This is a genomic window from Brevundimonas lenta, assembly GCF_014196335.1.
Taxonomy (GTDB): domain Bacteria; phylum Pseudomonadota; class Alphaproteobacteria; order Caulobacterales; family Caulobacteraceae; genus Brevundimonas; species Brevundimonas lenta.
The window spans coordinates 269,784-283,684 of sequence record NZ_JACIDM010000001.1 but is presented as its reverse complement, the minus strand read 5'-3'; the positions used below and the strand labels follow the sequence as shown (position 1 = coordinate 283,684).

Genomic DNA, 13,901 nt, shown 5'->3' with positions numbered 1-13,901 from the left:
GAAACACCGCCCATGACGACCGTTCGCGTCGAACGCCTGCCGCATGCCGAAGGTCTGCCGCTTCCGGCCTATGAGACCACGGGCTCGGCCGGCATGGACCTGCGCGCGGCGGTGCCCGACGACCAGCCCCTGACCCTCGCGCCCCGCGCGCGGGCCCTGGTCCCCACGGGCCTGAAGATCGCGCTGGAACAGGGCTTCGAGGCGCAGGTGCGGCCCCGTTCGGGCCTCGCGCTCAAGCACGGCGTCACCTGCCTGAACTCGCCCGGCACCATCGACAGCGACTATCGCGGCGAAGTGGGCGTCATTCTCGCCAATCTCGGCCACGAGCCTTTCGTCATCCGCCGTGGCGAACGCATCGCCCAGATGGTCATCGCCCGCCACGAACAGGCGACCATGCTCCAGGTCGACACCCTGGATGAAACCGCGCGCGGCGCCGGCGGCTTCGGTTCCACAGGCCGATAGGGAGCGAATCTGGTAAACCGGCGTTAACCCAACTTCCCGAGTCCAAGCTCGGCCATATGAAGGAGGTCGGCGTATGGAGTCCCTCATCGATTCGATCGGCGCTTTCCTGTCAGCCCTCTTTGGGCTGGCGCAGGGCGGGTTCGACGGGGTCAACCAGGTTACAGGTCTGCTGATTGCGGTGATTGCGGCGCTTCTGATGCCCGCGTGGAACCGATTGTGGGCGTCGGCCCTCGGGGCGGCCATCGCCCATGTGGCGATCGACGTCGTACGCCCGGTTCTGGACGGCGGATCCTTCTACCTTCCGCCGCTTCTGACGGTCACCTTCTGGATGACGTTGCTCGGCCTGTTCCTGGGCTACGCGATCGTCATCGCCCTGTTCTTCCTGATCAAGTCGCTGGTCACCGGCATCGGCAAGGCCGGCCACAAACAGAAACAGCACGCGCACTGACGACCGGAGGTCCTCAGTTCATTTTTGTGGGCCGCGGACCGTCGGCCCTTCGGGACCTCCCGACCATAGCCTGTCCTCGGGCCGACCGAAGGTCGGACCCGGGGGCGGCCTCGCGTTTACTGACGGCTGTAATCGGAGTTTGCGCTCAAGCAGCGAGCGACCGCGTCGCGAGCGATAGCGCCCCAGGCAGGCGTGAGCCTGCCCTGGATCAAGCCTGTCTGAAACCGAGCACGTCCTGCATATCGTAGAGGCCCGGCTTGCGACTGCGCACCCATGCCGCGGCCGCCACAGCGCCCTTGGCGAAGAGCGAGCGGTCGATGGCCGAGTGGCTGAGGGTCAGAACCTCGTCGTCGGACGCGAACATCACCGTGTGCTCGCCGATGATCCCGCCCGCGCGCAGCGACGAGAAGCCGATCTTGCCGCTTTCGCGCGCGCCGGTGATGCCGTCGTACGGCGCCGTGCGCACGTCCTCCAGGTCCTCGCCCCGGCCGTTGGCGGCGGCCTCGCCCAGCATCAGGGCGGTGCCGGAGGGCGCGTCCGCCTTGCGACGGTGGTGCGCTTCGCTGATCTCGATATCCCAGTCGCGCCCGTCCAGCCGCTGGGCGGCGTGCTCGACCAGGCCGATCAGGATGTTGACGCCCAGCGAGAAGTTTCCGCTGCGCACGATGGCGACGGTCTCGGACGCCTTCAGAATCTCGGCGTCCTGTTCAGGCGAGAAGCCGGTCGAACCGATCACCAGCGCCGGCCCGCCGCGCGCGGCGCAGGCCTGGGCCAGCTCCACCGAGGCGTCAGGGGTCGAGAAGTCGATGATCACGTCGCATAGCGACAGGTCGGGGTGTTCGCCCCGATCGTAGCGGGCGGCCACGACCACATCCTCGCGGGCGTCCAGAACCGCCGAAACGGCGCGGCCCATGCGACCCCGGGCGCCGGAGATGCCGGCGTGGAAGATGGCGCTCATCGATTGCCCCCCGGCAGACTCACTGGGCCGTTTCTTTCGACCCGGGCTCGGCGCCCAGGATGTCGGCCCAGAAGCGCTTGGCCTTGCCCGCGAACGAGGCGTTCTTGGGCGTCTGGGTCTCGCCCAGCGAAGCCGCCAGTTCTTCCAGCAGCTCCTTCTGGCGGGCCGTCAGGTCGGTCGGCGTCTCGACGAACAGCTCGACCACCAGGTCGCCGCGGTTCTTGCCGTTCAGATGCGGCATGCCCTTGCCGCGGATACGCACGGTCTTGCCGGTCTGGGATCCCGCGGGGACCGACACCGGCGCCTTGCAGCGGCCGTCGCAGGCCTCGGAGGTCAGGCAGGGCGCGTCGATCTCGCCGCCCAGCGCCGCCACCGTCATACCCACGGGCACGGTGACCAGCAGATCCAGGTTGTCGCGCTCGAACAGCTCGTGCGGGGTCACAGAGACGAAGACGTACAGGTCGCCGCGCGGACCGCCGCGCTGGCCCGCGTCGCCCTCGCCCGACAGGCGGATGCGCGAGCCGTCGTCGACGCCGGCGGGAATCTTCAGCTGCAGCTTGCGGTTCTTCCGCACCTGGCCATGCCCGTGGCAGGTGGTGCAGGGGTCGGCGATCATCTGGCCGTTGCCGCCGCAGCGGGGGCAGGTGCGCTCGACCTGGAAGAAGCCGTTGGCCGACCGCACGCGTCCGGCGCCCTGGCAGGTGGTGCAGCTTTGCGGCTTGGTGCCCTTCTTGGCGCCCGTGCCGTCGCAGCTGTCGCAGGTGGCGGTGGTCGGGACGGAAATCTCGACGTCGGCGCCCTTGTAGGCCTGCTCCAGCGTGATCTCGAGGTCGTAGCGCAGGTCCGAGCCGCGGCGCGGCCCGCTCTGGCGTGCGCCGCCCGCACGGCCGCCGAAGACGTCGCCGAACGCGTCGCCGAAGACCTGCGAGAAGATGTCGTTGACGTCGGCGAAGCCCTGGCCCTGGCCGAAGGGGTTGCCGCCCCCGCCGCCGTTCACCCCGGCATGGCCGAAGCGATCATAGGCGGCGCGCTTCTGGTCGTCGGACAGCACCGAATAGGCTTCGGAGATTTCCTTGAAGCGGGCCATGGCGTCGTCACACCCGCCGTTCCGGTCAGGGTGATGCTCCATCGCCAGCTTGCGATAGGCCGATTTCAGGCCGGCGGCGTCGATCGTCCGCTCGACGCCCAGAACCTCGTAATAGTCTCGCGCCATGCGGCGTTCGTCCTCTTACTCTCGAATTCGCCCTGCGCCTGTTCCCGGCGATCAAGCGAAACGGTGACCGGGCTGACATGGGCGCCCGATCCGATGATGCAAGTTTTATGAAACGAACCCCCGCTTGCGATGCAAGCGGGGGCGTAGCGTTTGCGCAGGCGGTGTGGCTTACGCGCTCTTCTTCTCGTCGTCGGAGTCCGAAACTTCCTCGAACTCGGCGTCGACCACGCCGTCATCGGCGGGCTTTTCTTCCGAGGCTGCGGCGTCAGCGTTGTTTTGGGCCGCGTACATGGCCTCGCCCAGCTTCATCGAAGCCTGGGCCAGGGTGTTGGTCTTCTCGCGGATCGGCTCGGGGTCCGTGCCGTCCTTGGCCGCCTTCAGGTCCGCCAGGGCGGTTTCGATAGCCGCCTTGTCGTCGCCGCCGATCTTGTCGCCGTGCTCGGACATGGCCTTCTCGGTCGAATGGATCAGGCTGTCGGCCGAGTTCTGGGCCTCCACCAGTTCCTTGCGGGCCTTGTCGGCCGCGGCGTTGGCTTCGGCTTCCTTGACCATCTTGTCGATGTCCGCGTCCGAGAGGCCGCCGTTGGCCTGGATGCGGATCGACTGCTCCTTGTTGGTGGCCTTGTCCTTGGCCGTCACGTGCACGATGCCGTTGGCGTCGATGTCGAAGGCGACCTCGATCTGCGGCATGCCGCGCGGCGCCGGCGGGATTCCCATCAGGTCGAACTGGCCCAGGATCTTGTTGTCCTGCGCCATCGGACGCTCGCCCTGGAAGACCCGGATCGTCACGGCCGACTGGTTGTCGTCGGCGGTCGAGAAGGTCTGGCTCTTCTTGGTCGGGATGGTCGTGTTGCGTTCGATCAGCGGGGTGAACACGCCGCCCAGGGTCTCGATGCCCAGCGTCAGCGGGGTCACGTCCAGCAGCAGCACGTCCTTGACGTCGCCTTGCAGCACGCCGGCCTGAACGGCCGCGCCCAGCGCCACGACTTCATCGGGGTTCACGCCCTTGTGCGGCTCCTTGCCGAAGAAGGCCTTCACGGCCTCCTGCACCTTGGGCATGCGGGTCATGCCGCCGACCAGCACCACTTCGTCGATGTCCGAGGCCTTCAGGCCCGCATCCTTCAGCGCCTTGGCGCAGGGCTCGATGGTGCGCTGGACCAGGTCCTCGACGAGGGCCTCCAGCTTGGCGCGCGACAGCTTGATGTTCAGGTGCAGCGGGCCCGAGGCGTTCATGGTGATGAACGGCAGGTTGACCTCGTACTGGGTCGTCGAGCTCAGCTCCTTCTTGGCCTTTTCGGCCTCTTCCTTCAGGCGCTGCAGGGCCAGCTTGTCCTGGCGCAGGTCGACGCCCTGCTCCTTCTTGAACTCGTCGGCCAGGTAGTCGACGAGGCGGAGGTCGAAGTCCTCGCCGCCCAGGAAGGTGTCGCCGTTGGTCGACTTCACCTCGAACACGCCGTCGCCGATCTCGAGGATCGAGACGTCGAAGGTGCCGCCGCCGAGGTCATAGACGGCGATCTTCTGGCCGTCGTTCTTCTCCAGGCCATAGGCCAGGGCGGCCGCGGTCGGCTCGTTGATGATGCGCAGCACTTCCAGGCCGGCGATCTTGCCGGCGTCCTTGGTCGCCTGGCGCTGGCTGTCGTTGAAATAGGCCGGCACGGTGATGACGGCCTGGGTCACGGTCTCGCCGAGGTAGGCCTCCGCGGCCTCCTTCATTTTGCCGAGCGTGTAGGCGCTGACCTGTTGCGGCGAGTAATCCTTGCCGTGGGCGCGCACCCAGGCGTCGCCGGTCGGGCCCTTGACGATCTCGTAGGGCACCATGCCCTTGTCCTTCGCCACGACGGGGTCGTCGTAGTTGCGGCCGATCAGGCGTTTGATGGCGAAGAAGGTGTTGGTCGGGTTGGTCACGGCCTGGCGACGCGCCGGCTGGCCGACGAGGACCTCGCCGTTGTCCTGGATGGCGACGACCGACGGGGTCGTGCGGTTGCCTTCAGCGTTCTCGATGACCTTGGGGTTCTTGCCGTCCATGACGGCGACACACGAGTTCGTGGTGCCCAGGTCGATGCCGATGATCTTGGCCATAGGTTGGTCTTTCACTCCATTTCAGCGGGCGGTGCGGCGGCCTTGTAAAGCGAAGCGCCGCGCGTGACCGCCCCCGATGTCGGGGTCTGGTGGTTGATACGTTGGCAGCCGCAAAGCCCCACGAACAGCGGGGTTTTCCGGCGGTTGTCGCCGATATGGGAAACACCCCCCTGCCTGCAAGGCCTTGCCGCGATTCAGTCGTCAGACCCCGTCAGGTGAATCGGGCCTCGAAATCATGCATAACAACGTAATCGCAAAAGGGCCGGCGTGGGATCCGGCCCGGGGGAGAGACCTGATGATCGCCTTCAAGACCGCCATCCGCGCCGCCCTCGTCGTTGCGGCGCTGGGAACCGCATCCATCGCGACCGCCGAACCGTTCGTCGCCGCTGACAAGGTCGCCGCCTCGGCGCCCCAGTCGCGCGACGGCATGAACCGCCGCGTGCGCATCCATAACCAGACCGGCTGGACGATGACGCATTTCTACGCGTCGGACTCGCGCATCGAGGACTGGCAGGAAGACATGCTCGGCGAGGACGTCCTCTCGGCCGGCGCCAGCATCATGATGAACATCGACGATGGTTCGGGCGCCTGCCTGTACGACTTCAAGGCGCGCTTCTCGAACGGCCAGGAGCTGACCCGCATGCGGGTCAACGTCTGCGAGATCGCCGACTACTACTACACGCGCTGATCCGTCAGCGCGTGGGGGCCGGGAGCCGCCTCTCCACCGGACGGAGGGGCGGTTTTCCGTGTCAGGCCGCCGCTACGGCCGCGGCCGGCTCCATGGGCCGCAGATCCAGAAGGGCGAACAGCCGGGCGTCCTCGTCCTGTTCGGGATTGGGTGTGGTCAGCAGCTTGCCGCCGACGAAGATCGAGTTGGCTCCGGCCAGGAAGCACAGCGCCTGCATCTCCGGGCTCATCGTCTCGCGCCCGGCCGACAGCCGCACCATCGCCTTCGGACAGACCAGCCGCGCCACGGCTACCGTGCGGACGAACTCGATCGGATCGATCTCCCCCTCCCGCTTCACCCGCTCGCCCAGCGGCGTGCCGGTCACCGGCACCAGCGCATTCACCGGCAGGCTGTCGGGATGCTGCGGCAGGGTGGCCAGGGCGTGCAGCAGCCCCGCACGATCCCGCCGCGCCTCGCCCATGCCGACGATGCCGCCGCAGCAGGTCGACATGCCCGCGTCCCGCACGTGCTGCAGGGTGTCCAGCCGGTCCGCGTAGGTCCGGGTGGTCACGACCTCGGCGTAATACTCCGGCCCGGTGTCGAGGTTGTGGTTGTAGTAGTCGAGGCCTGCCGCCTTCAGCTGCTTCGCCTGATCCGCCGTCAGCATCCCCAGGGTGGCGCAGGTCTCCAGACCCAGCGCCTTCACGCCCGAGATCATCGCCGCCAGCTTCGGCGTGTCGCGATCCTTCAGCTCCCGCCACGCCGCGCCCATGCAGAACCGCGACGCGCCGCCGGCCTTCGCCGCCATCGCCTCGGCCAGAACGGCCGAGGTCTCCATCAGCTTCTCGGCCTTCAGCCCGGTCCTGAAGCTGGCCGACTGCGAGCAGTAGCCGCAGTTCTCGGCGCATCCGCCGGTCTTGATCGACAGCAGCTGGCTCTTCTGCACCTCGGACGGATCGAACCAGGTCCGGTGCACTGTGGCGGCGTCATAGACCAGCTCCATGAAGGGCCGCGCGAACAGCGCCTCCACCTCTTCGAGCGTCCAGTCGTGGCGGGGGGTGACGTGGGGGGAGGTCATGGCGGGGTGCTTAGCCGCACCCGCCACGCCCGCCAACCCGGTCCGGGTCACTCGCTTCGATAGACCCGGCCGTCGCGCATCACGAAGTCCACGTCGGTCAGCACCGTCACATCGGTCAGGGGATCACCGTCCACCGCGATGACGTCGGCGCGCTTGCCGGGCTCCAGCGTGCCCACCTCGGCCGACAGCCCCAGCAGGTCGGCCGCGTTCACCGTCGCCGCCTCGATCGCCGTCATCGGCGTCATGCCGTGCTGAACCATCAGGGCGAACTCGTCGGCGTTGCGGCCGTGCTTCGACACCCCGGCGTCGGTCCCGAAGGCGATCTTCACGCCCGCCGGCACCGCCCGCTCCAGCGAGCGGCCGGTGATCTCGATGCGCCAGCGGATCTTCGGCAGCACCTCGGGCGGATAGGCGTTCGGATCGGCCGCCAGACGCTCGATGTAACCGTTCACCGTCGACAGGGTCGGGACGTAATAGGCGCCGCTCTCGCGGAACAGCCGGATGGTGTCGTCGTCGAAGATGGTGCCGTGCTCGATCGAGTCCGCGCCCAGCCGCAGCGCCATGTCGATGCCGTCCGCGCCGTGGGCGTGAACCGCGACCTTCAGGCCGTACAGGTGCGCGGTGTCGATCAGGGCGCGGGCCTCGTCCTCGAACATCTGCGCGCCGACGCCGGCGCCGATGCGGCTGTTCACCCCGCCGGTGGTGGCGATCTTGATCACGTCGGCGCCGCGGCCGACCTGGATGCGCACCGCCTCGCGGCAGCTCTCGACGCCGTTGCAGACGTTGTCGTGCGGAATGGTGTCGCGGAAGTCGTCGTTGAAGCCCAGCCGACCGTCCATGTGGCCCGAGGTCGTCGAGATGCTCATGCCCGCGTCGATGATGCGCGGTCCGGGCAGGCGGTGGGCCGCCGTCTCGTCCGACAGCGCAAGCGTGACCCCGCCCTCGTCGCCCAGGTTCCGCACGGTGGTGAAGCCCGCCATCAGCGTCTTCCGCGCGTTCTCGGCGGCGCTGTAGGCATGGACCGGCAGATTGTCGGTGACGCCGGACAGGAAGCCCGCCTGGCCGCCCAGATCGTTGACCAGGTGCACATGGCTGTCGATCAGGCCCGGCAGTACGAAGCGCTCGCGCTGGTCGATGACCGTCGCGCCGGGGAAGGCCGAGGCGTCGACGAAGCCGTCGCGGATCTCGACGATCCGTCCGTCGCGCACCACCAGGGTCGAGGGCCCGCGCGGCGCCCGGCCCGGGCGATCCAGCAGGCGACCGGCCTGGATCAGGGTCACCGGCCCTTCCGTCGCCGGAGCCGCCTCCTGCGCCCACGCGGCGCCGGCGATCAGCGCCGACGCGGCCACACCCAGAAGACCCGCTGCAAGACGGTTCATACCCGCATCCCCCAATGAACAGGCGGGCACCAGAGCAGAGATCAGGGCGCTTCGCCAGCGGTCGGAAACGCCAAACACATAAGGATATCTTTATGGGTTTCTTGCCGGATCGCCGGCTTCGGTCTATAGGCCCGCGCGAACATCCGACCGGAACAGACCCCCATGACCGACTATATCGTCCGCGACATCTCCCTTGCCGACTACGGCAACAAGGAAATCGCCATCGCCGAGACCGAAATGCCCGGCCTGATGGCGCTGCGGGCCGAATACGGCGCGGCCCAGCCGCTGAAGGGCGCCCGCATCGCCGGCAGCCTGCACATGACCATCCAGACCGCCGTGCTGATCCAGACACTGGAAGCCCTCGGCGCCGAGGTTCGCTGGGCCTCGTGCAACATCTTCTCGACCCAGGACCACGCCGCGGCCGCCATCGCCGCCTCGGGTACGCCGGTCTTCGCCACGAAGGGCGAGACCCTGATCGAGTACTGGGACTACGCCCACAAGATCTTCGAATGGGCTGACGGCGGCTACCCGAACCTGATCCTCGACGACGGCGGCGACGCCACCCTGCTGTGCGTGCTGGGTCCGAAGGCCGAGCAGGACGCCTCGGTCCTCGACAACCCGCAGAATGAGGAAGAGGAGGCGCTCTACGCCGTCATGAAGCGGTACCTGAAGGAAAAGCCGGGCTTCTACTCGGCCATCCGCGACGCCATCGGCGGCGTGTCGGAAGAGACCACCACCGGCGTCCACCGCCTGTACCAGATGGCCGAACGCGGCGAGCTGCCGTTCCCCGCCATCAACGTCAACGACAGCGTCACCAAGTCCAAGTTCGACAACCTGTACGGCTGCCGCGAGAGCCTGGTCGACGCCATCCGTCGCGGCACGGACGTCATGCTGTCGGGCAAGGTCGCCGTGGTCTGCGGCTACGGCGACGTGGGCAAGGGCTCGGCCGCCTCGCTGCGCCAGGGCGGCGCCCGCGTGAAGGTCACCGAAGTCGATCCGATCTGCGCCCTGCAGGCGGCGATGGAAGGCTATGAGGTCGTCACCCTCGACGACGCCGCCTCCGAGGCCGACATCTTCGTCACCGCCACCGGCAACAAGGACGTCATCACCGTCGACCACATGCGGCAGATGCGGAACAACGCCATCGTCTGCAACATCGGCCACTTCGACAGCGAAATTCAGGTCGCCGGCCTGAAGAACTTCAAGTGGGACGAGATCAAGCCGCAGGTCCACCACATCGAGTTCCCGGACGGCAAGAAGATCATCCTGCTGTCCGAAGGCCGCCTGGTGAACCTGGGCAACGCCACGGGCCACCCGTCGTTCGTGATGTCGGCGTCCTTCACCAACCAGACGCTGGCCCAGATCGAGCTCTGGACCAACGCGGCGAAGTACGAAAACAGCGTCTACACCCTGCCCAAGCATCTCGATGAGAAGGTCGCCTTCCTGCACCTGGCCAAGCTGGGCGCGAAGCTGACCGAGCTGAAGCCGGAACAGGCCAAATACATCGGCGTCCCGGCCCAGGGCCCGTTCAAGCCGGAACACTATCGCTACTAAGAAAACGGATCCGGGCGGCGTCGCCGCCGCCCGGACGTCCGCCTATTTGGCGAGGACCACCAGTTCGGTGCGCCGGTTCTGCGCCCGACCTTCCTCCGTATCGTTCGAGGCGATCGGATTGGTTTCGCCGGCGCCGCTCGCGTCGATCCGCGAGGCGGCGATGCCTTGCTCCTGCATGGCCGCAGACACGGACCGGGCCCGATCCTGCGACAGCTGGAGATTGGCGGCGTCGTCGCCTTCGGAGTCGGTGTAGCCGACGACCCCGACGCGCGCGTTCGGATGCTCCTTCAGGACCACCACGATGGCCCCGACGACATCACGGGCGTCAGCCGCCAGCCGGGCGGAATCGGTTTCGTAGTTCAGATTGTCGAAGATGAACCGGCGCGGGGTCGGCTCATTGCTGTTGAGATAGCCGACCAGTCCGGTGCTGGCGGCGGTCGGAACCTCGATCTTCGGCAGGGCAGGCGTTTCGATCTTCGGAACCTCGATGGCGTCGGCCGCCGGAGGAACCACGACCGCAGGCTTGTTGCAGGTCTTGAACAGCAACAGCGCCAGCAGAAGCGCGGCCAGCAGCAACAGCCATGGCAGCCATTTGCGCATGCCCCCCGCGGCGGCCGGCGCCGCGGTCGACGCCCATGGATCGGCGCGGTCATGCTCGACCCAGCCCTGGGTCGTGGCCGGACCGCTGCGGAAGCGATTGATGCCGTCGTCGTTCAGCGCGAAATGGTAGGCGTTGTCGACCTGCCGCTCGCCGACGATGTTAGAGGTCCCGACCAGTTCGGCCAGCCGTCTGCGGTTGTCCGCCAGGGACGTCTGCAGCCCCGCGGTTTCCTGCAAAATGTAAACCCAACGTGTCACGCCCAATCCTCCCGTCACCGCCCGGGCGAGGATCGATCGGGCTCCTGCGACCCTTCAAGAACGTGTGAACCGCCGTGTGCGATGCGTTCTCAGGGTTTGCACTGAGGCTGGCGCGTCGCCGTGGGCGGGCCTAGAACCACGGCATGGGTATTTTCGACATTCTGATCCTTGCGGCGATCCTCGCCGTCGCCGTCACGCTCGGCTTCGGCCTGCGCGCGCTCTACCAGGACGGGCCGGAAGCGCGCTCGCGCTCCAACAAGCTGATGCGCCTCCGCGTGCTGCTGCAGGCGGTCGCCGTGGTGTTGCTGGTCGCAGGCATGTGGTGGAAGTCCACGCACGGGGCCTGACCCGATGGTCGTGCTCAACCGCATCTATACGAAGACCGGCGACGGCGGGCAGACGCGTTTGGCGTCGGGCGCCACGGTGTCCAAAAGCGACCTGCGGGTCGAGGCCTATGGGGCGGTCGACGAGCTGAACGCCGTCATCGGCGTGGCCCGGCTGCACTCCGGCCAGAACGACCGCATCGACGCCATGCTGGGCCGCATCCAGAACGAACTGTTCGATCTCGGCGCCGACCTCGCCACGCCGCTGGAGCCGGCCCCGAAATGGGAGGCCCTGCGCATCGTCGACAGCCAGGTCGAGCGGCTGGAGCAGGAGATCGACTGGATGAACGAGAGCCTCAAGGCGCTCGACAGCTTCATCCTGCCGGGCGGCGCGCCGCTTTCAGCGCATCTGCATCTGGCCCGCACCGTGGCGCGGCGGGCCGAGCGCGAGGCCGTACGGCTGGTCGAGAGCGGCGAGGCCGTCACCCCGGCGGCCGTCCGCTATCTGAACCGCCTGTCGGATCATCTGTTCGTCGCCGCCCGCCGCGCCAACGCCAACGGCGCCGGCGACATCAAGTGGAAGCCGGGCGCCACGCGCTAGTGGCGTAGACAGGCCTGCGACCGATTTCGACGTAGCCGTCGTCCATACTGCGATCCTCCCCGGCGCGACCGCGCGGCAAGGATTGAGTCCGTTATGTCCGGAAAGTCCGCAATTTTTGAGACCGGACTCCGGACTCTAGCGGCCGCGCTCGGCGGCCAGGGCGGCGCGCTGGCGTTCGGTCTCGACGTCGCGGGCCTTCTGGCGGGCCTCCAGCACGTCCTCGATGGCGATCAGTTCGCGGTTCTTGGCGTCCGAGGCCTCGGCGCGGGTCTGGCCGTTCGGCCGCCCGGTGATTTCGGCGATCGAGATCGGCTTGGCGCACTGACGGCTCTGCGAGTCCCACCACATGCCCGCCGCCTCGCAACGCTCGCCAGGCGCCTTGACCAGCGCCTGCCAGGCGAAGGTAGCACCGACCAGCACGGCGAATGTGCACAGGAACAGGACGCTGAGCCGCTTCATGGTCAGGAGACGGTGCATTGGGGCGTTCCGGGGTTCTGGCGCGTTGACGCCACGTTACGTTGACAGGTCGGGCAAGGGGTACCTATTGCCTGACCCAACATTCCGGCGACTTTGTGGATAGCGCAATGAAGGTTCTCGTCCCCGTCAAACGGGTGATCGACTCCAACGTCAAGGCCCGCGTCAAGGCGGACCAGACCGGCGTCGATCTCGCCAACGTCAAAATGAGCATGAATCCGTTCGACGAAATCGCCGTCGAAGAGGCTGTGCGCATGAAGGAAGGCAAGGAACACCACGCCGCCGGCACCGCCGACGAGATCGTGGTCGTCTCCATCGGCGTCACCCAGGCGCAGGAGACCATCCGCACCGCCCTCGCCATGGGCGCCGACCGCGGCCTGCTGATCCAGTCCGACGCCGACCTTGAGCCGCTGGCGATCGCCAAGCTGCTCAAGGCTGTGGTCGACGAGGAGAAGCCGGACCTGGTCCTGCTCGGCAAGCAGTCGATCGACGGCGACAACAACGCCGTCGGCCAGATGCTGGCCGCCCTGCTCGACTGGCCGCAGGCCACCTTCGCCGGCAAGCTGGTGATCGAGGGCGGCAAGGCTGTCGTGACCCGCGAAGTCGACGGCGGCCTCCAGACCGTCTCCGCCAGCCTCCCGGCGGTGGTCTCGGTCGATCTGCGCCTCAACACCCCGCGCTACGCCTCCCTGCCCAACATCATGAAGGCCAAGAAGAAGGAGATCGCCGTCAAGCCGGTCGCCGACTACGGCGTCGACACGGCTGCGCGCCTCAAGGTCCTCAAGGTCGCCGAGCCGCCGAAGCGCTCGGCCGGCGTGAAGGTGGCTGACGCCGCCGAACTGGTTTCCAAGCTCAAGTCCGCGGGGGTCCTGTAATGGCCGTTCTCGTCATCGCCGACCACGACGGCGCCCACGTTCGCGACACGACGAACAAGACCGTCACCGCCGCCCTCGCGATTTCGGGCGACGTCGACGTGCTGGTCCTGGGCCAGAACGCCAAGGCCGTCGCCGACGCCGCCGCGAAGATCACCGGCGTCCGCAAGGTTCTGCTGGCCGAGAGCGCCGGCCTGGGCAAGATGCTGGCCGAGGCCGTCGAGGCCACCGTCCTGCCGCTGGCCGCCGGCTACGACGCCGTCCTGACCCCGGCCAACACCGACGGCAAGAATTTCGCCCCGCGCCTGGCCGCCAAGCTGGACGTCGCCCCGATCTCGGACATCGTCGAGGTCGTCTCCACCGACACCTTCGTGCGCCCGATCTACGCCGGCAACGCGCTGGAGACCGTCCAGTCCTCCGACGCGAAGAAGGTCATCACCGTCCGCCCGACCGCCTTCGCGGCCGCGGCTGAAGGCGGCTCCGCCCCGGTCGAAACCGTCGCCGGCGCCGACGCGGGCAAGGTCTCGTTCGTCAGCGAGGAAATGGTCAAGTCGGACCGCCCCGAACTGGGCGCCGCGAAGATCATCGTCTCGGGCGGTCGCGCCCTGGGTTCGGCCGAAGAGTTCCACGCCGTCATGGACCCGCTGGCTGACAAGCTGGGCGCCGCCGTCGGCGCCTCGCGCGCGGCGGTCGACGCGGGCTACGCCCCCAACGACTATCAGGTCGGCCAGACCGGCAAGGTCGTCGCCCCGGCGCTTTACATCGCCATCGGCATCTCGGGCGCCATCCAGCACCTCGCCGGCATGAAGGACTCCAAGGTCATCGTCGCGATCAACAAGGACGCCGACGCCCCGATCTTCCAGGTCGCCGACTACGGCTGGGTCGCCGACTACAAGACCGCCGTGCCGGAGCTGATGAAGGCGCTGGGCTAACAC

Annotated in this window: 15 protein-coding genes; 8 read left to right on the top strand and 7 right to left on the bottom strand. The window is 67.7% G+C overall.

All coding sequences use genetic code 11. From position 1 onward, the window contains the following. The first annotated feature begins 12 nt into the window (after positions 1 to 12). Positions 13 to 462, top strand: coding sequence for a dUTP diphosphatase (dut, locus tag GGR12_RS01500; protein ID WP_183202134.1), 450 nt, complete (start codon positions 13 to 15; stop codon positions 460 to 462). Between the two features lie 73 nt (positions 463 to 535). Further along, positions 536 to 910, top strand: coding sequence for a hypothetical protein (locus GGR12_RS01495; RefSeq protein ID WP_183202132.1), 375 nt, complete (start codon positions 536 to 538; stop codon positions 908 to 910). A gap of 208 nt (positions 911 to 1,118) precedes the next feature. Here GGR12_RS01495 and dapB read toward each other — a convergent pair whose 3' ends face one another. From dapB to dnaK, 3 genes are all read right to left on the bottom strand, one after another. Beyond that, a complete protein-coding gene (gene dapB / locus GGR12_RS01490) occupies positions 1,119 to 1,868 on the bottom strand; it encodes a 4-hydroxy-tetrahydrodipicolinate reductase (RefSeq protein WP_183202130.1) in 750 nt (249 codons plus the stop codon). A 19-nt stretch (positions 1,869 to 1,887) separates the two neighbouring features. Further along, a complete protein-coding gene (gene dnaJ, locus GGR12_RS01485) occupies positions 1,888 to 3,081 on the bottom strand; it encodes a molecular chaperone DnaJ (RefSeq protein WP_183202128.1) in 1,194 nt (397 codons plus the stop codon). Between the two features lie 168 nt (positions 3,082 to 3,249). Next, entirely contained in the window at positions 3,250 to 5,160 is a 1,911-nt protein-coding gene (gene dnaK / locus GGR12_RS01480) for a molecular chaperone DnaK (protein ID WP_183202126.1), read from the bottom strand. Between the two features lie 295 nt (positions 5,161 to 5,455). Between dnaK and GGR12_RS01475 the strand changes: the two genes are divergently transcribed. Further along, a complete protein-coding gene (locus tag GGR12_RS01475) occupies positions 5,456 to 5,848 on the top strand; it encodes a hypothetical protein (protein WP_183202119.1) in 393 nt (130 codons plus the stop codon). A gap of 61 nt (positions 5,849 to 5,909) precedes the next feature. On the opposite strand, the gene bioB is transcribed toward GGR12_RS01475, so the two are convergent. Beyond that, complete coding sequence (gene bioB / locus GGR12_RS01470; protein ID WP_183202117.1) at positions 5,910 to 6,905, bottom strand: biotin synthase BioB; 996 nt, start codon at positions 6,903 to 6,905, stop codon at positions 5,910 to 5,912. A gap of 47 nt (positions 6,906 to 6,952) precedes the next feature. Beyond that, positions 6,953 to 8,284: a metal-dependent hydrolase family protein gene (locus GGR12_RS01465; protein ID WP_183202115.1), complete on the bottom strand. Its 1,332-nt coding sequence runs from the start codon at positions 8,282 to 8,284 to the stop codon at positions 6,953 to 6,955. Between the two features lie 162 nt (positions 8,285 to 8,446). Between GGR12_RS01465 and ahcY the strand changes: the two genes are divergently transcribed. Beyond that, on the top strand, positions 8,447 to 9,838 hold the full coding sequence (ahcY, locus tag GGR12_RS01460; protein WP_183202113.1) for an adenosylhomocysteinase: 1,392 nt from the start codon (positions 8,447 to 8,449) through the stop codon (positions 9,836 to 9,838). A 42-nt stretch (positions 9,839 to 9,880) separates the two neighbouring features. On the opposite strand, the gene GGR12_RS01455 is transcribed toward ahcY, so the two are convergent. After that, complete coding sequence (locus GGR12_RS01455; protein ID WP_183202111.1) at positions 9,881 to 10,696, bottom strand: OmpA family protein; 816 nt, start codon at positions 10,694 to 10,696, stop codon at positions 9,881 to 9,883. A gap of 143 nt (positions 10,697 to 10,839) precedes the next feature. Between GGR12_RS01455 and GGR12_RS01450 the strand changes: the two genes are divergently transcribed. After that, on the top strand, positions 10,840 to 11,043 hold the full coding sequence (locus GGR12_RS01450) for a twin transmembrane helix small protein (protein ID WP_183202109.1): 204 nt from the start codon (positions 10,840 to 10,842) through the stop codon (positions 11,041 to 11,043). A gap of 4 nt (positions 11,044 to 11,047) precedes the next feature. After that, the gene (locus GGR12_RS01445; protein WP_183202107.1) at positions 11,048 to 11,620 is read left to right on the top strand and encodes a cob(I)yrinic acid a,c-diamide adenosyltransferase; all 573 of its coding nucleotides are present in this window, start codon (positions 11,048 to 11,050) and stop codon (positions 11,618 to 11,620) included. 135 nt (positions 11,621 to 11,755) lie between these two features. Here GGR12_RS01445 and GGR12_RS01440 read toward each other — a convergent pair whose 3' ends face one another. Then, positions 11,756 to 12,097, bottom strand: coding sequence for a hypothetical protein (locus GGR12_RS01440; RefSeq protein ID WP_183202105.1), 342 nt, complete (start codon positions 12,095 to 12,097; stop codon positions 11,756 to 11,758). Between the two features lie 107 nt (positions 12,098 to 12,204). On the opposite strand from GGR12_RS01440, the gene GGR12_RS01435 reads away from it, so the two are divergent. Both GGR12_RS01435 and GGR12_RS01430 read left to right on the top strand, forming a co-directional pair. After that, the gene (locus tag GGR12_RS01435) at positions 12,205 to 12,969 is read left to right on the top strand and encodes an electron transfer flavoprotein subunit beta/FixA family protein (RefSeq protein ID WP_183202103.1); all 765 of its coding nucleotides are present in this window, start codon (positions 12,205 to 12,207) and stop codon (positions 12,967 to 12,969) included. Continuing rightward, positions 12,969 to 13,898: an electron transfer flavoprotein subunit alpha/FixB family protein gene (locus GGR12_RS01430; RefSeq protein ID WP_183202101.1), complete on the top strand. Its 930-nt coding sequence runs from the start codon at positions 12,969 to 12,971 to the stop codon at positions 13,896 to 13,898. The genes GGR12_RS01435 and GGR12_RS01430 overlap by 1 nt, the downstream gene beginning before the upstream one ends. Positions 13,899 to 13,901: the final 3 nt, after the last annotated feature.